The sequence below is a fragment of the Aquiflexum sp. genome, assembly GCF_977115555.1.
The window spans coordinates 1-21,507 of record NZ_CDSBKL010000023.1; the positions used below are offsets into that span (position 1 = coordinate 1).

Sequence of the window (21,507 nt, forward strand, 5' to 3'; positions counted from 1 at the left end):
TTCCCTCGGTTTACAACCAAAATCTGCCCAAGCATACATCCAAAAGGAATTGGATAATTGGGCTGATATGGCTGTAGATGGGCATTTTCATGGAGAAGATGCTTGGTATCATATCCGCAAAAAATCAAAACCTGCTTTGCCAGAGATCGTGGGCGCCCATGAACACGAAGTGGTGGCGATGAACAACCTCAGCTCAAACCTTCATTTTTTGATGGTATCATTTTATCAGCCTACCAAACAAAAATTTAAGATCATTACCGAGGCAGGTGCTTTTCCCTCCGATATGTACATGCTCGAGACACAGGTAAAGTTCCATGGTTTGGAACCGAATCAGACTATCGTAGAGCTAAAGCCCCGCGATGGCGAGCATATCCTGAGGACAGAAGATATCCTCAAAACCATCGCAGAAAATCAGAACCAATTGGCTTTGGTGATGATGGGCGGCCTGCAATATTATACCGGACAGGTTTTTGACATGAAAGCCATAACCGCTGCAGGACATGCGGCCGGGGCCAAAGTAGGATTTGACTTGGCTCATGCTGCCGGAAACGTTACTTTACATCTTCATGATTGGGGTGTGGATTTTGCTACTTGGTGCAGCTATAAATACATGAATTCAGGTCCTGGAAATATCTCCGGGATATTTGTCCATGAGCGCCATGCTGAAAGTCCCGATCTGCCGAGATTTGCGGGATGGTGGGGACATGATGAAGGAGAGCGCTTCAAGATGGAAAAGGGATTCAAGCCCATGTTTGGTGCAGATGGTTGGCAATTGGCTAATTCCAATGTGCTTGCTTTGGCAGCACATCAGGCTTCCTTGGATATTTTTACGGAAGCAGGTATGGATAGACTTAGGCAAAAGAGTGAACTTTTAACAGGTTATCTGGAGTTTTTACTCCAGGAAATCAACGGTGAACGAGGTGTTATTGAAATAATTACGCCCAAAAATACCAATGAAAGAGGCTGTCAATTATCTTTGCTCGTCAAAAAAGGCGGAAAAGCAGTCTTTGATGAACTTTACCAAAATGCAATAGTCGGAGATTGGAGAAATCCAAACGTGATTAGAATTGCGCCCACACCATTATACAACAGCTTTATGGATGTTTATAGGTTTGCTAGAATCCTAGAACAATCCCTTCACAAATTCGCCTAACCGAGCGGATAGTATCTCTCAAACCATGAAAAATAATGAAATCAGCATCCTTGGTTCCGGTCTTATCGGATCATTGTTGAGCATATATATGAAAAAAAGAGGTCTTGACGTAAATGTTTACGAAAAGAGACCCGATAACCGAAAAGGCCAATACAAGGAAGAAGGAAGGTCAATCAATATGGCTTTGAGCGACAGGGGATGGAATGCCTTGGAAAAAGTCGGGTTAAAAGAAAAAGTTCTCCCTCTTACCATCCCTATGTATGGACGCAAAATCCATGACGAGCATGGTAAAACGAGCTTCATTCCCTACGGAAAAGAAGGGCAGGCCATATATTCAATTTCCCGGGGAGGGTTCAACCAACTGTTGATAGATGAAGCAGACGAGGTTGGTGTCAATTTGTTTTTCGAACATAAGGTCGAAGAAGTCGACTTGAGGAGCAATGAATTGACGGTAAGTGACAGTGAGGGAAATCAGGAGAAACTTACCTCCAAGGTTATCATTGGGTCTGACGGGGCCTATTCGGCCCTCCGCAATGCGATGTTGAAGCAGGTACGGTTCAATTACAAGCAAGAATACATTACCCATGGATACAAGGAACTCAGCATTCCTCCGACCGAATCCGGTGAATTTGCCATGGATCCCAATGCATTGCATATCTGGCCAAGGGGAAGTTTTATGCTCATTGCCTTGCCCAATCCAAACAAATCATTTACCTGTACACTCTTTTTACCATTTGACGGGGAGCGTGTTTGTTTTGAAAATATCAGAGATGAAAAAGATGTCGAAAGCATTTTTGAAACCTACTTCGATGATGCCTACAAGATGATGCCCAATCTGAAAGTGGAATACTTCAAAAACCCCACTGCTTCCTTGATCAATATTGAATGTTACCCTTGGATGCTCAAAAGTGCCCTTCTGATTGGGGATGCTTCACATGCAATGGTTCCCTTTTATGGTCAGGGTATGAATTGCGGATTTGAGGATTGTTTCATATTGGATGAGTTGATAGAAAAGTTTGGAACAAATGCTTGGGAATTGGTATTTGCCAAATTCCAGAAAAAGAGGAAAAAGGATACTGACGCCATTTGCCAACTTGCAATGGAAAATTTCGAAGAAATGAAAAATGAAGTGGCAGATCCAAAGTTTCAGATTAGGAGAAAAATAGAAGCCAAGCTGCATAGTTTATATCCACATGAATGGATCCCACTATATACGATGGTAACATTTTCGAATATGCCCTACTCTGAAGCTTACGCCCAAGGGAAGCTGCAGGAAAGAATCATGGACAAGGTCATGTCAAATCCTTTAATTTCCCAAAATTGGGATAAGTTGGACTACGAGGATATTATCTACCAAATGGATAAAGCAAAGACAGTCTAAAAAAAACTATCTCTTAGTGGAGATAGTTTTTTTGTGATATTTTCATTAGGTCTTTCCTTTAAAGGGTTTCTTTTAATTGTAAAGGGAATTTGTATTCAGCCTGTTAAATTTGCATATTTTTTAGAAATTCATTGATTATCTGAACAGTAAATTTGGAAATCAAATTATAGTATTTCATCTTAACTTTTTTGTTTCAAAGAATTCGCAAAAACTTCCATCATTAAGACACATTAAAAAATTTACTTTGGAATAAAAATTGTACTGAAAAGAGAATGTGATTTTTCAAAAACTTCGATATCAGCACGTAATGACATATCTAAAAATGCAAGCCTTTTTTATCCACATTTTCGAATACTTTTCCACACAACCTTTAAAATAGGCCATAAAATACTGATAATCAATAAGTTAATACCTTTTACTTTTATGTGATTTTGTGGATAATTATCTGTAAATGAGAAATTTACAAAATCATTGTATTTTTTTGAGGTGGATAAATCCGAAAAAGTATACCTGATTTTGATAGGGTTATTCTTGATTTTGACGGATCAATTTCTTCCTGTATGCATTGAAAATCCGTGCTTTTGAGATGAATCCAAGGTATTTTCCGGAATCGGTCACAGGAAGGTTCCAAGCACCTGATTTTTCGAACTTTTCCATCACATTTTGCATATTTTCGTTACTGTTTATCACTTCAGGGGGAGAATGCATCAGTTGCTTGACTTTCAGTGTTTTCTGGCTTTCGGCATCAAACATGAGCTCTCTGATATCATCCAAAGTGACTATCCCATTTAAATCCCCATTGTCATTCACTACCGGGAAAATATTCCTTTTCGAAAGCTTAACCAATTCACATAGGTCTCCGAGGTTGGCTTCCGGAGAAACAGGCAAGAGGTCTGTTTCCATGATTTTTTTAATGTCCATAAGGTCAAGAACCTCCTCGTCTTTGGTGGAGGGGAGATAGGTTCCCTTGGCAATCAGTTGTTTTTTATACAGCGAATCTTTATCAAAATAGGTGGTAGTGACATAAGAAATGGAAGAAACTAGCATCAGTGGAATCAGAAGTTCATATCCTCCTGTCAATTCTGCAATTAAAAATATTGCTGAAAGGGGGGAATGTTGCACCCCGCTCATGACAGCGCACATCCCCACCAAGGTAAACGAAGCCAAGGGAAGTTCAATAGGCAAATTGAAAAGGTTGGCCGTGTAGGCAAACAGGAAGCCTGCAACTCCTCCTACAAAAAGAGAAGGGGCAAAAACACCGCCACTTCCTCCGCTACCAATAGTGATGGCGGAAGCAATAGGCTTGATCAATATGATCATTGACAAAAATAAGATGATGAAATATGGATTATCGATCTCTGAAAAAAAGGGACTCTTAGAGAGAATATTATTAGGTTGACCAGATACGAGGTGATTGAGAGTATCATATCCTTCACCATAAATGGGAGGGAAAATAAACAGAATCAATCCCAAAAACGCTCCACCATAAAGAAGTTTTAGGAAAGGCTCATCGAATCTATCCAGAAATCCTTCTGTACTTAAGATGGTTCTACTAAAATATAGTGAAACAAAACCAGTAAAAACAGCCAATCCAAAATAATATGGTACATGTGAGGCAACAAATTCCTCAGATATGGAAAAATTGAACGTACTTTCATTTCCTTGCAAAAGAATGGAAGTAAGTGCGCCTGTTACCGAAGCAATCAGTAAAGGAATAAAGCTTCCAATGCTTACTTCCATCAGGATCACTTCAATTGCAAAAATCACCGCACCAATAGGCGCACCAAAGATGGCTGAAATGGCTCCGGCAGCCCCACAACCTATCAATAGTGTCCTTTTTTTGGCATTGAGGTGCATCAATACTCCAACATTTGATCCTATCGCTGACCCTGTTACAACAATAGGAGCTTCTAGACCAACTGATCCACCAAATCCTACTGTAAGTGCGGAAGTGATCACACGGCTGTACATTTTCACCCTCGGGATCAAACTGCTTTTTTTGGAAATAATATGCAAAATGTCCGGGATACCATGGCCTCCTATATCCTTAAAGACATATCGGCCAATCAAGTATGCAAGGGAAATACCGATAATGGGATATATGATATAGAAAAAATTGGCATATTCCTCATAAAAGTTGTTGGTGAGCAATTCTTGGATGGCATGAACCAAACCCTTTAAAATCACTGCGGCAAAGCCCGAAAAAACTCCTATCAACCCACTGACTATCAAGACAAAGTTTTTGGTACTTAGGTGGCGAAGCCTCCAAATCAAAAAACGTGTGATAAAGTCTGTTTTGGCCAAAGCTAACTATTGATTTTAAAATTAAATATACCAATTTCTAAATTGTAAAAGCCTAATCCTTTGTCAGTTCCCGATCAAAAGCGATGAGGATATCCAAAATCAACTCCACAGATGCAGTATAAAATTCTGGTTGAATCCGCTCAAATGTGTCCGTTTCTTTATGATAATCTTCATGGTCTTCAACTCCAAAATATAGAAATGGGATTCCATTTTTATGAAACTGGGAATGGTCTGAGGCGTTGGTCCAATCGCCTTTTTGTCCCGGTACATCATGCCCAAACAATAATTTTGGAAACCTTCCTGCAGCAACCTTTTCTACAGTTGGTTTCAATTGCGGATAATGATACGTTCCTACTGCATAGATTTCACCGTCAACATTTCTACTGATCATATCCATATTGATGTTGAGCACAGTTTGACCAATGGGGAATGGGAAGTCATTGACCAATGCTTTTGCTCCCTGATGTCCCATCTCCTCAGCATCCAATGCCACAAACAACATGGAGTGCCTGGGGCGGTTTTTGGAGAAGTACTCTGCCAAAGCCAATACTCCTGCTGCTCCTGATGCGTTGTCATCAGCACCATTAAAGATTTTTTCACCATCCATGCCGATATGGTCATAGTGTGCAATGACCACAATCAGCTTCTCAGTTTCTTTTCCTCCGATAAAGCCAACAATATTGGCCGCTTTCTCATATAGTTTTCCTTCTCGGCTGTTTCGAAAATCAAAGTATTGAGTAAAATCAGGGTATTGAGATTTGAGTCCCAATGACTGAAACCTTTCCTGAATGTATTTTCTAGCTTTAAGATTACCTTCCGAAAGCGGTTTTCTTCCACCCAGCTCATCCGAAGAAAGGTATTCGATGTCTTTGAGCAATTTAACTTGGTCGATTTTTTGTGCTTTCAGAGCCGTAGGGGCCACAAGAAAAAATAGCATTAAAAATTTCAATAAATTATTCATATGTCTGTTTAAATTGGTCCGTTATGTATATTCGTAAAAATAGTAAGATATAATCGCTCGAATCTTAACACTTATGAAATATCTTTTTGCCTTGCTATTGGTTTTTGTTTTCCAAAGACCAAGTATGGCTCAGAATTCTCTTCCTGAGACTTTTTTGGATGGTAAATCTGTGGTGCTCATTTCCAATTCACCTCAGGCCAGGCCACCTATGTCTTGGGAAGCATTAGCCAGGGAGACCCATTCCGCCTTGGTATCGGCAGGAGGTGACCCGGTGGCTTATTATGAACTTGAAGATGTAGCCATATCAGAAGAAGTCCAGGCAGGTTTTGCAGCAATGTTTTCTAAAAGGATGGTATCCTCTATTGTGATTCTTACAAGAAAAGCCAATGGAAGCCTGGCATTGAACATTGGGCCTTTTTCGAATAATAAAAATATGATCCCTACAAATGGTATGTGGAGTATGGATGCACAGGGGATCGAGCCGCTAAAAGAATCCCTGAATGCAATCGGCAAAAATATCAAATCCAAAAACCTGATGGTATTGGAAGTACCGGAGTTTCCATCCGGTGCCAATGCGACTGCCTCCGCGGCTCAAAGATACCTGAATAGAAATCCACTCAACTTGGATGTATTCAAATTGGGAATCCCTCTTTCAGGTTCTGCAGGTGAAAGCGGCTACCTGAATACTTTCAGATACGATCTATTGGGGAAATCTGAAGAGAGTATCCTTGCTGAGCAAAATGCTGAAAAAAATGGGTTACAGGCCATTTTTACTCAATTGTACCCTCATCAGGTGGAATTCCTAACAAGCCCTAAGTCCGACGCAGAATTGATAAGTGAGCGTGTCCAATTTGTTTTGATGAGGGTGGAGGCAAGGGAAGCTGACCTGATGGAAAATATGGGCTTGGCCACTGATAATCTTGAAAACGAAGACAGAATTGTAGTGAAATATTATATCCGTTTTTTGGTCCGTAATGAATTATATATCGGTCCTGTTTGGGATGCAGATCCCGATTGGAGAAAGGCTTTGGAAAACTTTTTGAATAACCTCAAAATAAAATGAGCCCTCGAAGGGGCTCTTTAAAAATTATAGTTGACTGTTGTGGTGACCAAACACATCCTGCTATTTATCTGAAATGTTTTTTGATCTGTTAAGACCTTCTTTTTTGATTATTTGCATAACTTCCATCAATCCAAAAATGTTTGAAATCAATTTATTTTTATCCAAATTATTCTTCTCCAAATAGGTATTTAAAGAAAGAATTATAAGATGGAACTTTAAATCAAGGCTCAGAAAGGTTTAATTCTTTTGGCTTTTTTTGTCTTTAGACATTATTACTAAAGGCATTATTTTTTAATCAAATCATAAATCAATCAGGAATCCGAAATAAACTAATATAACTCTTCTTTCAGAAAAGGGATCAAAGCCAATATGACTGCCTGTTGGTAATAATTTTTTCTATCCAATGCTCCTTTGGTCAAAATGCCCACCGCTCCGTCCTTTTCTTTCGAATTTTCCCGCTTGAAAAATTCATCGTCAGCATCTCCGAGTTCCATTCCGGCTTCTACCATATCAGCAATTGCCTTTGGTAAGAAAAACAGGGAAGTCTTGGCTTTGCCGATTTTACCTTTTTTATCGACAATGACAACCCAAGCAAAAGCAGCCATTTCTCCTTGGAATTTTTCAACTCCTCCTTCTATCCCAACCCAAAAATCCGCCTCAGGGAAAACCATTTTGGAGTTATTGGCCCTGTTCAATGCACCTTTGAAAGTTTGTTCATCACCAATTGGCTGCGCCTCAATATTTGAACTTACATTCAGACCTTCGACAAGGTAAGTGCCTTCAAATACCTGATGAAAACCTCCATCTGTGCAACTGATTTTTACCGGATTTCTACTTCCTACAATTACTAAATTTTGTCTCTGTTGGTCTTGGATATTCTTTCTTTTTGGAAAACTCATTGTTCCGGTCATGGATGATCAGCGGTAAAGATTAAAATAATGTGAAAGGGTGGTTTTTGGGTAATACTAAGCAACATTGGTAAATACTTGGTTGACATCATCGTCCTCTTCAAGTCTTTCGATCATTTTGTTGATTTCTTCCTCCTGTTCTTCTGTAAGTTCGACTGTGGTGGCAGGAAACCACTGGAAATCAGCATTGATTACTTCAATTTGCATGTCTTCAAGGGCTTTTTGCATTTTGCCGAAATCCTCAAATTCTGTGTAGGCAAAAATTTCACCTTCATTTTCGTCAATTTCCTCAAGACCATGGTCGATCAATTCCAACTCCAACTCCTCTATATCCAGGTCTTTTTGGGCAAAGCGGAAAACCGCTTTTTTGGTAAACATAAAGCTTACAGAACCTGATGTTCCCAAAGATCCTCCGGATTTGGTAAAATAACTTCTGATATTGGCGACTGTTCTGTTGATATTGTCTGTGGAGGTTTCGATGATTACTGCTACACCATATGGGCCATATCCTTCATAGACAATCTCCTCATAATTTTTCTCGTCCTTATTTGAGGCCCTTTTTATAGCTGCTTCAATCCTGTCTTTCGGCATGGAAGCACCTTTCGCATTTTGGATTACAGTTCGGAGTTTGGTGTTATTGCTTGGATCTGGACCGCCTGCTTTGACAGCCATTACTATTTCTTTTCCAAGGCGCGTGAAGACCTTGGACATCTGACTCCAACGTTTAAATTTTCTTTCTTTTCTGAATTCAAATGCTCTTCCCATTTCTAATCTATTTTAAAAGGTGGGTAAAATTAATAAATCTTTTTAAATGGCCTAAAAACAAAGAAAACCAATGCTAACAAATCTTCTTGGAACGGTAATTCTAAGTCAAAAATTAATAGATTTACCAATATTTTATATTAATGACTTTTATCATGCACCTTTCTGAAAATCATCCTATACCCAATATACCACAGCCAAAACATAAAAGGATTGTAATTGTTGGGGCAGGGTTTGCGGGTCTAAAAATAGCCCAAAAAATAGCCCATTCCGAATATCAGGTCATTCTATTAGACAAAAACAATTACCATCAATTCCAACCTTTACTTTATCAGGTAGCTACTGCGGCACTTTCTCCAAGTGCGGTTTCTTTCCCGCTCAGAAGGCTTTTTCATAAGACCCCAAATGTAATTTTCAGGATGGCTGTGGTCAGGGAAATTGATAAAGTAAATAAAACCATCCACACCAATTTAGGTACTATTCAATACGATATTCTGATTTTGTCCCAAGGTGCCAACACCAATTATTTTGGAAATCAAAACATCCAAAAATTCTGTGCTCCGATGAAATCGACTTCTGAGGCACTGTATATCAGAAATAAAATCATTTCTAATTATGAACGTGCCGTCAACATCGAAAATGAGGATGAACGAAAGCCCATCATGAACGTGGTTATTGTAGGTGGCGGTGCTACGGGAGTGGAACTTGCAGGTTCAATTGCAGAATTAAGGAATAAGGTTCTGCCAAGGGATTATCCGCAGCTTAGTTTCAAAAACATGCGGGTGATTTTGATCGAAGCTAGCGGTTCATTACTGAATGGCTTGACCCCAAAATCAAGGGACAAAGCCTTGGAATACGTGAAGAAGCTCGGAGTGGAGGTTTTGCTCAATACCATGGTGGAGGACTATGATGGTCTTACTGTGAAATTGAAAGGACAGGAATCTATCAAAACCCTCACCCTACTTTGGGCTGCAGGGATCAAAGCCAATTCACTGATTGGTGTAGACGATGACCAAAAAGCGCCAAACGGAAGACTACTGGTGGATGAGTTCAACCGATTGGTGAAAGAACAGGATATTTATGTCGTGGGAGATCAATGTGTTCAGACAGAAGAAAAATTTCCAAAGGGACATCCCCAAGTAGCACAAGTAGCCATACAGCAAGCGGCTAACCTTGCCAAAAATTTAAAACATGATTTGGAAGCAAAGCCGTGGAAGCCATTCAAATACAATGACCTAGGCTCAATGGCCACGATAGGCAAAAAAATGGCTGTAGTGGATCTTCCTTTTGTAAGCTTCCAAGGTTCTTTTGCTTGGTTTGTTTGGCTTTTTGTCCACCTGATGGCCATTTTGGGAGTAAAGAACAAACTCATGGTTTTCCTGACCTGGTCTTGGAAATACCTTTCTTTTGATCCAAGTCTCCGCCTTTTGATCCGTCCTCGCTACGTAAAAGATTTCAAAAGACAATGGATGTTAGAGGAGAAAGATTATGAGGATTAACATTTTTTTCCAATCCGCAAATTCTGTTTTATTTTTTATTTCCGCTTACAATTAAAAATTGAATCCCCGCAAAAAAGAAATATGGGTAAACTTTTATTCCCGTTTTGCTAAATTTAATTAATCTATTAGGCTTAACTGAATGATGAAATTGGGATAAAATTTTATCCAACTATAATTTGTTTAAATAAAAAAAAAAAATAGAAGAATTATGTGGATTTATTCATTCCAAAGTTGGAATTCATTTTATAAGATTGAAGTTTCCTTTTGATAGAAAATGATTAGTAATATGTTACCTTTGTATGAGAATTAGTAAGTCATTGAATTTTATTCAATAATGTCTAAGTTCAAACCAAAATATATCCATCTATTATGAAAAAGAGATTAATTAGAGTATTTACACCAGTTTTTGCAAGCTTACTTTTATGGAATTGCTATCCTGGTGGCCCATATTATTATGAGGATACAGATATTACCTTTACCTCATTCGAGCCTGATTTTGATTTCCAAACTAGAAACACATACTCATTGCCTGACAAAATAGTGACGGACGTAGAAATTAAGAATGGCGATACCACCTTTATTTTTATGAAGGATGTATTTGCTATCCCGATTCTTCAATCCATTGATAGAAACATGGAAAATTTTGGTTGGGAAAAGGTTGACATTAGCAATAAGCCTGACGTTGTTTTGACCCCTGGTGCTATTAAGAGTACAACAGTTTTTTATAGCTATTGGTACAATTGGTGGTGGGGAGGTTACTATCCGGGATGGGGATGGTATTATCCACCTTACTACCCTGTAGCAAGTTTTACCACCGGATCAATGATTATTACTATGTCTGATCCAAACATTGATTCTCCTGTCAATTTATCAAAAGCCTCTTGGATAATGGTAGCAAATGGAATACTTTCAGGATCAGGAAATGTAAATCGGATTACTGGTGCGATTGACCAATCATTTATTCAGTCTCCGTATTTGAAACTAAATAACTGAAATTTAATATGAAAAAGATATTCGTTTTTACAGCATTGATTTTTATGCTTTCCTTAGGATTGGCAAATGCCCAATCCTATTCTAATATTTCCTATTCTATAGGGATTCCCACTGGAGATCTTAGCAATTATATTTCCTCAGCTAGCTGGCGTGGTGTTGCATTTGATTATAGAAAACTTATTAAACCAAATTTAGGTTTTGGTATAACCACCGGATGGAATACCTTTTATGAAGAAAGACCTTTTGCCACGTATACGGTTGACAACAGGTCTTTGAGCGGTAAGCAATGGAGGTATGTAAATTCGCTTCCCATATTCTTCTCCGGAGATTATTATTTCAAACCTGGCAATGATATTAATCCTTATGTTGGATTAGGTGTGGGTACACTTTATAATATGAGAGCTACTGATATGGGAGTTTTGAGATTAGAAGAAAATGCCTGGAGTTTTGCATTTCAACCTCAGGTAGGGATGTTTTATTCTATTAATTATTTTGCAGGGATTTCAATTTCAGCCAAATATTCATATGGTTTTCCGGCAGGAGATTTTGATTTGGCCCAATCCTTTTTTTCTCTAAACATCGGCTATGTTTTCATGGGGAATTAGGATTAAATTATTTATTTCCAAATAAAAAAACCTTGAGGACGGAACCATGGCCGTCCTCATTTATTTTAAATCATAATTCGTCAATCTAAGCAATGAAAAATTTATTCCGATCTATTTTAATTTTGATATTGATCCCAATACTGACTTTCTCTTGCTCCTCTATCATGAAAACCTATTCTTACAAGGATAAAAAGGTAGATCTGAAGCAATACAAAACCTACGCTTGGATCAATTTGGAACACATTGAAGAGGATAACAGGCAGGGAAATAAGCTTTATGCAAAATATATACTGGGCTTAGCAAATCAAGAATTGATTAAAAAGGGATTTGTACTTGATGTGGAAAATCCTGATGCTGTTTTTCTGTTCGATACCCAAATAGAAAAAAGAATAGCATACAGCCAAGCACCACAGGTCAGTGTAGGTATTGGAATGGGAGGTCCGGGATATTATGTGGGTGGAGCAGTGCCAGTTGCAGGTGGTCAAATTTCCCAAAAAAACTATGATGAAGGTGTCCTTTTTATAGAAATGTACGACACCAAGACCCAAAATCTTCTTTGGAGAGGCTGGGCACAGGAAGAGATTTCATATTCCACAGATTTAGAAACTGATATCCAAAGGGCGGTCCAACAGATTTTTATGAGATTACCGGTTAATCATAAAGGTAAATAACCTTTTTTTTACAAAATCCCGAAGTCGGATATCAAAATATATTCCCTCTGAAGATTTTAGGAATCAAATTTTCAAAAAGAGAAGGTCTCTTCTAAATTGATGCTTATATTTATTTCTTTAAAACTCCTTATTTATGAGATACAATTTAAGCTTATCCATATTCTTGATTGTGACCCTCTTTCATATTCCTTCTTTTGCTCAATCAGGAAAAAAAAGAGTTGAGCCCGGTAAAATGTACAATTCACTGGATACATTATATGCACCGAGTTTTGGATTCACTTCTCAGGTTCCCGGAGGTTGGGTTGGAGCTTTACCTCGAGAAAGTGAGGTTTTTTTATTAACCTCAGGTAATGGTTCTTTTGGTGAAATTTATGTCTTCGGCAGGGAGACAACAGATCTTCAGCAACTTTCGGATTTATGGGTAGAAGGAGTGGAAATTACAGACAATTTGAAACTTAAAGCAATCAGCCCTAAAATTTCTGACCAAACCTTACAATCAGAAGTAGTGGCAGATGGGAATTATGTTAGAAGGCAATCCAGGGCCTTTGGCGCAACCAAATGTGGAAATCAAGGTGCCTGTATCACAGTATTAGCTGTAGGGAAAGCTGATGATTTTCAGTATGTGGCAGGAGTTGCCTTGGAATTCTTACAAAAGGGTACCTTTGAGGTTCCATCATTTGAGTCTCCATATGAAAATTTTGACTGGAAAGAATTTCTTTCAAACAAAATGTTGATTTCTTATAATGAGGTAATTGGCGGAGCGAGGCAAACCCAAATTACGCTTTGTGAAGACGGAACATTTGCTGCCAATGTCAAAAAAAGAGGCATCTTGAAAAATATCAACCCAGAATATAGAAACAATATGTCCGGTAATTGGACAGTGGTGGGAGAAGGTCCTGAAGCAATTCTGAATTTGACATTTACCAAAAAAGGATTGAGCCCGTTGACTGTTCCACTTTCACTAAAGGAGGAAGAACTTTTTGTCGAGGACGAGCGGTATTATGCCAGTGGGGCTACGGGATGTAAAAATTGATATTTTTTTTGTAGTTTATTCCGGGATTTGAATCTTCTGAAAATCAGATTTTTCCAACCCTGTTGATTATCTGGGCAAGGTAAGTATTGGGAATCCCGCAGGCTTTGCCTCCTTTGACAATGACTTTCCAGTATTCCTCCTTCGGGAATATCCCTTCTTTGGTATGATTTGATATAAAAATAAAGGCATTTATTTTACCATTCTTTGTAAATACTTCCTTTTCAACAAATTCATATCCTGGTTCAGATATCAAAAAATTATCCATATCCTGCTTTTTGATTTTGAAAATTAGCCCATAAACGGATTCATTTTCACTGAATACAATATTTGCCCTAGCTGATCCATCCGGATTGGGATGGTTGAAGCGAAATCCAAAATGAGGCAATACCGCTAAACCGATTTTTAAGGGCTTTGATTGGAGCCTTCCTTCCAAGGTACTTGCGTCAAGATTGCTCGCATATCCGAAATAATAAAAACTGTTCATTTCCCAATTTAAGATTTGTTAACAGTATTTCCCAAAAATCGGATTAAACCCAGAGTCCTTACCCAAGTCTAATCTTCAAATTCACAACCTAGAGATTCCAATGATTTGTCCGGGAAATCAAAATTTCTAAGGTCATCCTTTCAAATAAAATTTAAATAAATAAAGATATGAAAAAGTTATTAATGATTGCCGCAATTTTCACAATGACATTTGCAGGGGCCTTTGCCCAAAGGGGACAGGGTGGATCAAGAGGAGGAGAACAAAAGGAATCCTTGACCCCGGAACAAAGAGCAGAAAGAATAACCTCTAAAATGACAGAGGAATTGGGTCTCTCCGAAGATCAGAAACAAAAAATCTACATGATCAACCTTGACAATGCTCAAAAAAGAGAGGCCCAAAGAGCAGCCATGGAAGAAGATAGAAAGGCAAAAAGAGCAGAAATGCAAGCTCAAAACCAAGTTCAAAACGAACAGATTGAGGCAGTTCTGACTCCTGATCAAAAAACAAAATGGGAGGAAGTCAAAAAAGAAAACCGAAAGGAAATCCAAGAACGTAGCGGAAGCGGAAGAGGTCACCGGGGTGGCAAAGGAGCCTCAGGATCCCGGGGAGGTTCTTCAACCAAGTAAAAGAATAGATTGATTGGGTTTATTTGTAGCAAAAAAGCAGGCCATTGGTCTGCTTTTTTTTTGTGAACGCTTAATTTCTATCTCCGGAAGAAGGTGATGGGACCGGTGCACTGAGCATTGGGAGGGCATGGACCAAAATCCAATACCAATTGTGATTTCCTTTTTTGTAGGGAAATTGTGATTTCTGTTTCCCTGTTCCAATCCGATCCGACAAGTTTATCAGAAGAAGTATACCAAACCGTACTTTCTTGAGGAAGTGTTAAAAATTCAATTTCTTGAAGAGATAGCTTATTCCCTACCAATGAATACGTTCCGTTGGTGATAGAATTATATCCTAAATCAATGTTAGAATCCTGTTGTCTTGCCGTCACCCTATTTTCAAATGTGCCGTCATCATTGAATTCATATGCCTGAACTATGAAGAGTTCTGATTCCTCCCAATAGGAACTCAGTTCCCAAGTTCCATGAAGATTTTCCTGACTGAAATCGTTGTCATCCATATTACAGGAAAATGTAATGCAGAGGATAGTAGCTATAGCAAGTGAAAATGATAATTTCATAGGTTCTACAATTTATGTTTTTTTGTAAGGACGTAATCAATTATAAAGTATGTCCTGATTGAAGTTCATTTTTTGGAAAATGTACATATAACGTGGTTTGCAATTTGGCTTCTCTGGGTTTTACCAAAATTTTTTTTAATGTAATAAACCAAAAAGAGCAGGCCACCGACCTGCTCTTTCTGATTAGATTGCTAAAAAATCATAACAATCACAAACTAAACTTATTATCACGCTTACTCTTATTTTAGGCTTATTGCTTCATTGGATTTAATAATGTATTTGTTGCTCAACTTCATAAGATCCTTCATCTTTTTGAGGCAAAACAGAACTTCCTTGAAGATACTCGTCTACCTTGACGGCGGCCTCCCTACCCTCGGATATAGCCCAAACAACCAGTGATTGGCCTCTTCTCATGTCACCGGCTAGGAATACTTTTTTGTTTGTACTTTGATAATCCTTTGATTTAGGAAGTGAATTGTCAAATATTTCTAAGCCAAAGGCTTCCAATAAACCGTTTTGGGCAGGTCCTGAATACCCAATTGCTATAAATGCGAGGTCACAGGGAACGGTTCTCGTAGTACCTGGAATCTCCACAAACTGCATTCGGCCGTTTTGTTCTTTCCATTCCAAGTCAACCAAAACCAAACCTGTAACTTCTCCATTTTCATTACCGACAAATTCCTTTGTCAATACCGAAAATACTCGGTCCGCTCCTTCCTCATGAGAGCTGGAGGTTTTCAAAGTCATGGGCCATTCTGGCCAAGGATTTAAAACCGTTCTTTGTTTTGGAGGTTTTGGAAGCAATTCTAATTGGGTGATGCTCGCAGCGCCATGTCTGTTGGAGGTGCCGATGCAGTCACTTCCGGTATCACCGCCACCGATGACAAGAACATGTTTTCCTTCGGCAGAAATCGGATTCGCAAGAATTTCACCGGCAATTACCTGATTTTGTTTTCCGAGAAATTCCATTGCAAAATGGACGCCTTTCAGGTCAGATCCTTTGATTTTCAGTTCACGGGGCTGCTGTGCTCCAGTGGATAGTACCACAGCATCAAAGTTTCTCAAAATGTTTTCCGCTTTGATATTGAATCCCACTTCTGTGTCTGTTGAGAATATTACACCTTCTTTTTCCATGATTTCAACCCTACGGTCAATGACCCACTTCTCAAGCTTGAAATCAGGAATCCCGTATCGGAGCAGTCCTCCCACTTTTTTGTCTTTTTCAAAAAGCGTGACTTCATGCCCAGCTTGATTGAGTTGGTCAGCTGCTGCCAATCCTGCAGGGCCCGAACCTATTACGGCCACTTTGAAACCTGTTTTCACTGTCGGAATTTTTGGCTTCACAAAACCAAGCTCATAGGCTTTTTCAGCGATGTTTTTTTCGATGAGTTCAATGGCCACAGGATCTTTGTTGATGCCAAGGACGCAAGAACCCTCACAAGGAGCTGGGCATATTCTGCCTGTAAACTCTGGGAAGTTGTTGGTACTTCTCAGAATCTGAAATGCTTCTTCCCATTCATTTCTGTAAACCGCATCATTGAAATCCGGTATAATATTTCCCAATGGACATCCCTGGTGGCAGAATGGTACGCCACAATCCATGCACCTTGCGGCTTGATGGTTGAGTTTTTCTCCATCAAAAGGCTTATAGATTTCTGTATAGTCTTGTATCCTTTCTTCCGGGTTTCTGGTTTCCGGAAGTTCTCTTTTGAATAAAATAAATCCCTCTTTAGCTCCCATCTTACACCAATGTTGTTGATTTTTCCAATGCTTTTTTTCTCAAAACTTCTTTGTAATCTCTCGGAATTACCTTTATAAAATGCTCCCTGTATTCATCCCAATTGTAGAGGTATTCAGTTGCCAATTGGCTGTTGGTATATGAAACATGATTGTTCAGTTGTTCCTTGATGGTTACAAAATCATCCTCGTTCAGAGGATCTAGATCTACCATTTCCTGATTGATGAGATGGATGTAATCTTTAAGGATATATGCGATACCTCCGCTCATACCTGCGCCGAAGTTTCTGCCGATTTCACCTAGATTGATCACAAGACCGCCGGTCATGTATTCACATCCATGGTCTCCGATTCCTTCGATGACCGCTTGGACTCCGGAGTTTCTTACGCAGAATCTTTCCCCACCTTTTCCATTGATATAAGCCTCTCCCGAAGTAGCGCCATAAAATGCAACGTTTCCGATTATGATGTTTTCGTGTGCTACAAAATTGGCATTTCGGCTGGGGTAAATGATCAATTTTCCGCCTGAAAGTCCTTTTCCGAAGTAATCATTAGACTCTCCTTCAAGCTCAAAAGTGACACCTTTTGCAAGGAATCCTCCGAATGTCTGCCCTGCAGATCCGGAGAAATTGAAATGGATGGTGTCATCAGGTAGGCCTGGACTTCCATAAATTTTGGAAATCTCATTGGATAACATGGCGCCTACAGTCCTGTCAATGTTATTGATTTTGAATGTTCCAATCACTGGACTTGCCTGTTCCAATGCTGGGATAGCTGCCTCTATCAATTTCCTATCCAACACATTTTTCAGGTCAAATTCCTGATCGATCTGCTTGTGGATACCCACATGGTCAGGTACTTCGACTTTGTGGAAAATTGGACTCAGGTCTATTTTGTCCCACTTCCAATGGTTCATATGTCCTGTGGCTTTGAGCACGTCGCTTTGTCCAACCATATCGGTGATGGTACTGAATCCAAGTGAAGCCATGATTTCTCTGAGGTCTTGCGCCAAAAACATAAAGTAATTGACCACATCATCAGGATTTCCGGTAAAGAGTTTTCTTAGTTCTGGATCTTGGGTCGCAATACCTACCGGGCAGGTGTTCAGATGGCATTTACGCATCATAATACAGCCTTCCACTACCAATGCTCCTGTTGAAATACCCCATTCTTCAGCACCTAATAAAGTCGCAATGGCAATATCCCTACCTGTTCTCAATTGTCCATCGGTTTGCAACACTACTCTGCTGCGCAAATTGTTTTTGACAAGCGTTTGATGTGCCTCAGACAACCCAAGTTCCCAAGGCAATCCCGCATGTCTTATTGAGCTCAAAGGTGAAGCACCCGTTCCCCCATCAGCACCTGAGATCAAAATCACATCTGACATGGCCTTTGCCACACCGGCGGCCACTGTTCCGACACCAGCCTGGGAAACGAGCTTGACGTTGATCCTAGCTTTTCTATTGGCATTCTTAAGGTCGAAAATCAGCTGAGCCAAATCTTCAATGGAATAAATATCATGATGTGGAGGCGGAGAAATCAGTCCAACACCAGGTGTTGAATGCCTCACCCTTCCTATCCATTCGTCGACTTTATGTCCGGGAAGCTGACCACCCTCTCCAGGTTTGGCACCTTGGGCCATTTTGATCTGAAGCTCTGCAGCATTGCTGAGGTAGTTGCTTGTGACGCCAAATCTTCCCGAGGCGACTTGCTTGATTGCGGATCTCTCCCAATCTCCATTTTCTTTTTTCTCAAAACGGATTTCATCTTCCCCACCTTCACCGCTGTTACTCTTTGCCCCGATCCTGTTCATTGCAATGGCCAATGTGGAATGGGCTTCATGCGAAATAGATCCAAAAGACATGGCTCCGGTGGCAAAACGCTTCAGGATAGATTCCACTGGTTCTACTTCATCAATAGGAATGGCTATCCTTTTCTTAAATTCAAATAAACCCCTAAGGGTCAAAGCGTCTTTGGTTTGCTCATTGATTTTCTGGGCAAATTTCTTGTATAGTCCATAATCGTTGAGTTTGGTTGACTTCTGTAGAAGATGTATGGTTTCGGGATTGAACATGTGTTTTTCTCCCCTTCTTTTCCATTGATACACTCCCCCTGTTTCCAAAATCGGGCTTTCGGTTTCATAAGCAGCGTGGTGTCGGATAAGTACCTCCTCCGCTAATTCATCAAATGAAATCCCTGAAATCCTACTCACTGTTCCTTTGAAACACCTGTCAATGACTTCAGGTCCAAGTCCAATCGCTTCAAATATTTGTGAACCCTGATAAGATTGCATTGTACTGATTCCCATTTTGGAAAGGACTTTCAGAAGTCCGCTGCCTACTGCTTTTTGGAAATTATGAAAAAGCTGATTTTGAGGGATATCTTTCGCAAATGCTCCCTTTTCATTCAGGTGAATGAGGGATTCCAAAGCCAAATATGGATTTATCGCAGAAGCTCCATATCCGATCACAGTAGCAAAATGATGTGTTTCCCGGATGTCCCCTGCTTCCACCACCAAACCTGCACGGGTTCTCAGTTTCTTTTTCACCAAATGGTGGTGTACTGCGCCAATAGCTAACAGACTAGGAATTGGAGCTTTGGATTCGGTACTGTTTCGATCTGAAATGATGATTATATTCTTGCCGGCGTAGATCGCACCTTCAGCTTCCTTGCAAAGCTGATTTAAAGCCTCAAGAAGTCGGCCCGGCTGATGATCTGTTTCGAAATTTCCGTACAAAGTCACTGTACGGTATCCCTGATCCTCAAGGTGTTTGATTTTTTCCAAGTCCTCATTGAGCAATACAGGCTGGGAAATATGGATTTGTCTCGTATGCCGAGGACTTTCAGCCAGGATATTATGGCTTTCCCCTATCCTTGTAAACAAAGACATGACTAACCTTTCCCTGATCGGATCGATCGGTGGATTACTAACCTGTGCAAAGAGCTGCTTGAAATAATTGGAGATATGCTGACTCTGTTTGGAAAGTACTGCCAAAGGGGTATCTGCCCCCATCGAACCGATGGCTTCATAGCCAGCTTCACCCATCGGAGAAAGTATTACTTTCAATTCTTCTGAAGTATAGCCAAATATCGTCTGACGTTTCTTGATTTCTTCTGTGGTATAAGGATGCTCCAATTTAATTGGATCGGGCATCATTCTAAGCTTTAGGCGCTCTTCTCTTACCCAAGCTTCATAGGGTTTATTGTCGCATACCGTGGATTTGATCTCATCATCAAAAGAAATTTTGCCTTTTTCCAAATCTGCCCAAAGCATCCTGCCGGGACTGATTCTCCCTTTTTCCTTAATTGTAGCTTCCCGGATCGGTAAAGCACCTGCTTCGGAAGATAAAATCAACCTTTCATCATTGGTAATGAAATAGCGCAAAGGTCTAAGGCCGTTTCTGTCCAAAGTCGCCCCTAGGGATTTGCCATCAGTAAACAGGAGAGCTGCAGGTCCATCCCAAGGTTCCATCAAAGAAGCGTGGAATTTATAGAAAGCCTTTCTGTCTTTGTCCATCATCTGATTGTCCTGCCAAGCCTCAGGAACCATCATCATCATCACATGGGGGAGTGTTCTCCCGCTTAATGTCAATAACTCCACCATGGCATCAAGATTTGCACTATCAGAATTTTTCTTGTTAGTGATAGGCATCAATTTGGACAGCTCGTCGTCAGTGAAGAAAATTGAGCGCATCAATGTCTCCTTGGACTTCATTTTGTTAAGGTTTCCCCTAATGGTATTGATCTCCCCATTGTGGGAAAGATATCGGAAAGGCTGTGCCAATCTCCAGTTTGGAAAAGTGTTGGTTGAAAACCTGGAATGGACAATGGCTAACCCTGAGGTGATATTTTTATTTTGAAGGTCTTTGTAAAAGGGGAGTACCTGATCGGTCCTCAGCTGACCTTTGTAAATCAATGTAAATGCTGAGAAGCTCGCAAAATAAAATGCGGAGTTGACTCCAGGAATAGCCAGATTGATAGTTTTTGAGGAATAATTTCTCAAAACATCGAGTTTCCTCTCCAGTTCAAGACCATTGAGTCCGCTTTTGTGGGTAACAAAGACCATCTCAATATTGGGCATAACATCTAAGGCCCCTGAACCTGGTACAGTTTCATCCACAGGTACATTTCTGTACCCAATAAGGTTGAATCCCAATTCATCTATGATTTGGTTTAACTGTTCCTTGGATTTTTTGTAAAGCTGTCTGTTTTTTGGAAAAAAGGTCATTCCTACGCCATAGCTTCCTTGTTCAGGCAATTGAAAACCTGCTCTTGCTGTCACTTCTCTGAGAAAGGAATGGGGTATCTGAATTAAAATACCTGCGCCATCGCCTGTTTTTGGATCACTACCGCGGCCGCCTCTATGTTCCATGTTGCTAAGCATAAAGAGCGCATCACTGATTGTCTCATGGCTTTTGACACCTTTGACATTTACTACAGCTCCTATACCGCAGGAATCATGTTCAAATTCCTCATGATAAAGTCCGTTATTCATTATAATCAGGTTTAATAGGTTTCAAGAAATAGTTGCGAATATTACAAAAAATTTTGTGTTTTTTAAAATAGAAGCAATGAAACAGGCTTATGAATACATAGTTTATACATAAATGAAGCAATGATTACACATTACAAAAATTTTAATCTGGTAAAATTTTTAATCGAATTTTCTTAAAGTAACAAAAAAACTCGAATAACACATGTTTTTTTTATCCTGAAACTGGGAAATTATCAGCCAAAATTACAATTATGGATAATTCAGAAAAAAAT

17 protein-coding genes are annotated in these 21,507 nt (G+C 39.7%); 9 read left to right on the forward strand and 8 right to left on the reverse strand.

All coding sequences use genetic code 11. The features are described from left to right. Both kynU and ACZFYI_RS02745 read left to right on the forward strand, forming a co-directional pair. Positions 1-1,153, forward strand: a 1,153-nt coding sequence (gene kynU, locus ACZFYI_RS02740) for a kynureninase (RefSeq protein ID WP_462522592.1), incomplete at its 5' end; no start/stop codon positions are given. A gap of 25 nt (positions 1,154-1,178) precedes the next feature. Next, positions 1,179-2,534 carry an FAD-dependent oxidoreductase gene (locus ACZFYI_RS02745; protein WP_462522593.1) on the forward strand — a complete coding sequence of 452 codons (1,356 nt, stop codon included), beginning with the start codon at positions 1,179-1,181 and terminating at the stop codon, positions 2,532-2,534. A gap of 525 nt (positions 2,535-3,059) precedes the next feature. Here ACZFYI_RS02745 and ACZFYI_RS02750 read toward each other — a convergent pair. Then, entirely contained in the window at positions 3,060-4,838 is a 1,779-nt protein-coding gene (locus ACZFYI_RS02750; RefSeq protein ID WP_462522594.1) for a chloride channel protein, read from the reverse strand. Positions 4,839-4,890: 52 nt separating this feature from the next. Next, the gene (locus ACZFYI_RS02755) at positions 4,891-5,775 is read right to left on the reverse strand and encodes a M28 family peptidase (RefSeq protein WP_462522595.1); all 885 of its coding nucleotides are present in this window, start codon (positions 5,773-5,775) and stop codon (positions 4,891-4,893) included. Between the two features lie 97 nt (positions 5,776-5,872). Between ACZFYI_RS02755 and ACZFYI_RS02760 the strand changes: the two genes are divergently transcribed. Further along, positions 5,873-6,862, forward strand: a complete 990-nt coding sequence (locus ACZFYI_RS02760; RefSeq protein ID WP_462522596.1) for an NTPase — start codon at positions 5,873-5,875, stop codon at positions 6,860-6,862. Positions 6,863-7,191: 329 nt separating this feature from the next. On the opposite strand, the gene yjjX is transcribed toward ACZFYI_RS02760, so the two are convergent. After that, complete coding sequence (yjjX, locus tag ACZFYI_RS02765; protein ID WP_462522608.1) at positions 7,192-7,761, reverse strand: inosine/xanthosine triphosphatase; 570 nt, start codon at positions 7,759-7,761, stop codon at positions 7,192-7,194. A 66-nt stretch (positions 7,762-7,827) separates the two neighbouring features. Continuing rightward, positions 7,828-8,535, reverse strand: coding sequence for a YebC/PmpR family DNA-binding transcriptional regulator (locus tag ACZFYI_RS02770; RefSeq protein WP_462522597.1), 708 nt, complete (start codon positions 8,533-8,535; stop codon positions 7,828-7,830). Between the two features lie 140 nt (positions 8,536-8,675). Here ACZFYI_RS02770 and ACZFYI_RS02775 point away from each other — a divergent pair, with 140 nt between their 5' ends. The 5 genes from ACZFYI_RS02775 (at position 8,676) to ACZFYI_RS02795 (ending at position 13,333) form a co-directional block, all read left to right on the forward strand. Further along, positions 8,676-10,031: an NAD(P)/FAD-dependent oxidoreductase gene (locus ACZFYI_RS02775; RefSeq protein WP_462522598.1), complete on the forward strand. Its 1,356-nt coding sequence runs from the start codon at positions 8,676-8,678 to the stop codon at positions 10,029-10,031. Between the two features lie 369 nt (positions 10,032-10,400). After that, positions 10,401-11,024 carry a DUF4136 domain-containing protein gene (locus ACZFYI_RS02780; RefSeq protein WP_462522599.1) on the forward strand — a complete coding sequence of 208 codons (624 nt, stop codon included), beginning with the start codon at positions 10,401-10,403 and terminating at the stop codon, positions 11,022-11,024. 8 nt (positions 11,025-11,032) lie between these two features. After that, positions 11,033-11,629 carry an OmpW family protein gene (locus ACZFYI_RS02785; RefSeq protein WP_462522600.1) on the forward strand — a complete coding sequence of 199 codons (597 nt, stop codon included), beginning with the start codon at positions 11,033-11,035 and terminating at the stop codon, positions 11,627-11,629. Positions 11,630-11,793: 164 nt separating this feature from the next. After that, positions 11,794-12,300: a DUF4136 domain-containing protein gene (locus tag ACZFYI_RS02790; protein ID WP_462522601.1), complete on the forward strand. Its 507-nt coding sequence runs from the start codon at positions 11,794-11,796 to the stop codon at positions 12,298-12,300. A gap of 133 nt (positions 12,301-12,433) precedes the next feature. Further along, a complete protein-coding gene (locus ACZFYI_RS02795; RefSeq protein ID WP_462522602.1) occupies positions 12,434-13,333 on the forward strand; it encodes a hypothetical protein in 900 nt (299 codons plus the stop codon). Positions 13,334-13,376: 43 nt separating this feature from the next. Here the strand turns inward: ACZFYI_RS02795 and ACZFYI_RS02800 are convergent, their stop codons facing one another. Then, complete coding sequence (locus ACZFYI_RS02800; protein ID WP_462522603.1) at positions 13,377-13,817, reverse strand: gamma-glutamylcyclotransferase; 441 nt, start codon at positions 13,815-13,817, stop codon at positions 13,377-13,379. 167 nt (positions 13,818-13,984) lie between these two features. Here ACZFYI_RS02800 and ACZFYI_RS02805 point away from each other — a divergent pair, with 167 nt between their 5' ends. Further along, positions 13,985-14,443, forward strand: coding sequence for a DUF4890 domain-containing protein (locus tag ACZFYI_RS02805; RefSeq protein ID WP_462522604.1), 459 nt, complete (start codon positions 13,985-13,987; stop codon positions 14,441-14,443). Between the two features lie 77 nt (positions 14,444-14,520). On the opposite strand, the gene ACZFYI_RS02810 is transcribed toward ACZFYI_RS02805, so the two are convergent. The 3 genes from ACZFYI_RS02810 to gltB form a co-directional block, all read right to left on the reverse strand. Continuing rightward, positions 14,521-15,003: a hypothetical protein gene (locus ACZFYI_RS02810; protein WP_462522605.1), complete on the reverse strand. Its 483-nt coding sequence runs from the start codon at positions 15,001-15,003 to the stop codon at positions 14,521-14,523. A 267-nt stretch (positions 15,004-15,270) separates the two neighbouring features. Further along, the gene (locus ACZFYI_RS02815; protein WP_462522606.1) at positions 15,271-16,743 is read right to left on the reverse strand and encodes a glutamate synthase subunit beta; all 1,473 of its coding nucleotides are present in this window, start codon (positions 16,741-16,743) and stop codon (positions 15,271-15,273) included. Between the two features lies 1 nt (position 16,744). After that, a complete protein-coding gene (gltB, locus tag ACZFYI_RS02820; protein WP_462522607.1) occupies positions 16,745-21,235 on the reverse strand; it encodes a glutamate synthase large subunit in 4,491 nt (1,496 codons plus the stop codon). Positions 21,236-21,507 lie beyond the last annotated feature (272 nt).

Bases quoted from the DNA above. Each gene is read 5' to 3' on its own strand.
- gltB (WP_462522607.1), bottom strand. From the start codon at position 21,235: ATGAATAACGGACTTTATCATGAGGAATTTGAACATGATTCCTGCGGT.
- ACZFYI_RS02760 (WP_462522596.1), top strand. From the start codon at position 5,873: ATGAAATATCTTTTTGCCTTGCTATTGGTTTTTGTTTTCCAAAGACCA.
- ACZFYI_RS02755 (WP_462522595.1), bottom strand. From the start codon at position 5,775: ATGCTATTTTTTCTTGTGGCCCCTACGGCTCTGAAAGCACAAAAAATC.
- ACZFYI_RS02770 (WP_462522597.1), bottom strand. From the start codon at position 8,535: ATGGGAAGAGCATTTGAATTCAGAAAAGAAAGAAAATTTAAACGTTGG.
- ACZFYI_RS02775 (WP_462522598.1), top strand. From the start codon at position 8,676: ATGACTTTTATCATGCACCTTTCTGAAAATCATCCTATACCCAATATA.
- ACZFYI_RS02785 (WP_462522600.1), top strand. From the start codon at position 11,033: ATGAAAAAGATATTCGTTTTTACAGCATTGATTTTTATGCTTTCCTTA.
- yjjX (WP_462522608.1), bottom strand. From the start codon at position 7,761: ATGAGTTTTCCAAAAAGAAAGAATATCCAAGACCAACAGAGACAAAAT.
- ACZFYI_RS02780 (WP_462522599.1), top strand. From the start codon at position 10,401: ATGAAAAAGAGATTAATTAGAGTATTTACACCAGTTTTTGCAAGCTTA.
- ACZFYI_RS02790 (WP_462522601.1), top strand. From the start codon at position 11,794: ATGAAAACCTATTCTTACAAGGATAAAAAGGTAGATCTGAAGCAATAC.
- ACZFYI_RS02810 (WP_462522605.1), bottom strand. From the start codon at position 15,003: ATGAAATTATCATTTTCACTTGCTATAGCTACTATCCTCTGCATTACA.
- ACZFYI_RS02805 (WP_462522604.1), top strand. From the start codon at position 13,985: ATGAAAAAGTTATTAATGATTGCCGCAATTTTCACAATGACATTTGCA.
- ACZFYI_RS02800 (WP_462522603.1), bottom strand. From the start codon at position 13,817: ATGAACAGTTTTTATTATTTCGGATATGCGAGCAATCTTGACGCAAGT.
- ACZFYI_RS02815 (WP_462522606.1), bottom strand. From the start codon at position 16,743: ATGGGAGCTAAAGAGGGATTTATTTTATTCAAAAGAGAACTTCCGGAA.
- ACZFYI_RS02745 (WP_462522593.1), top strand. From the start codon at position 1,179: ATGAAAAATAATGAAATCAGCATCCTTGGTTCCGGTCTTATCGGATCA.
- ACZFYI_RS02795 (WP_462522602.1), top strand. From the start codon at position 12,434: ATGAGATACAATTTAAGCTTATCCATATTCTTGATTGTGACCCTCTTT.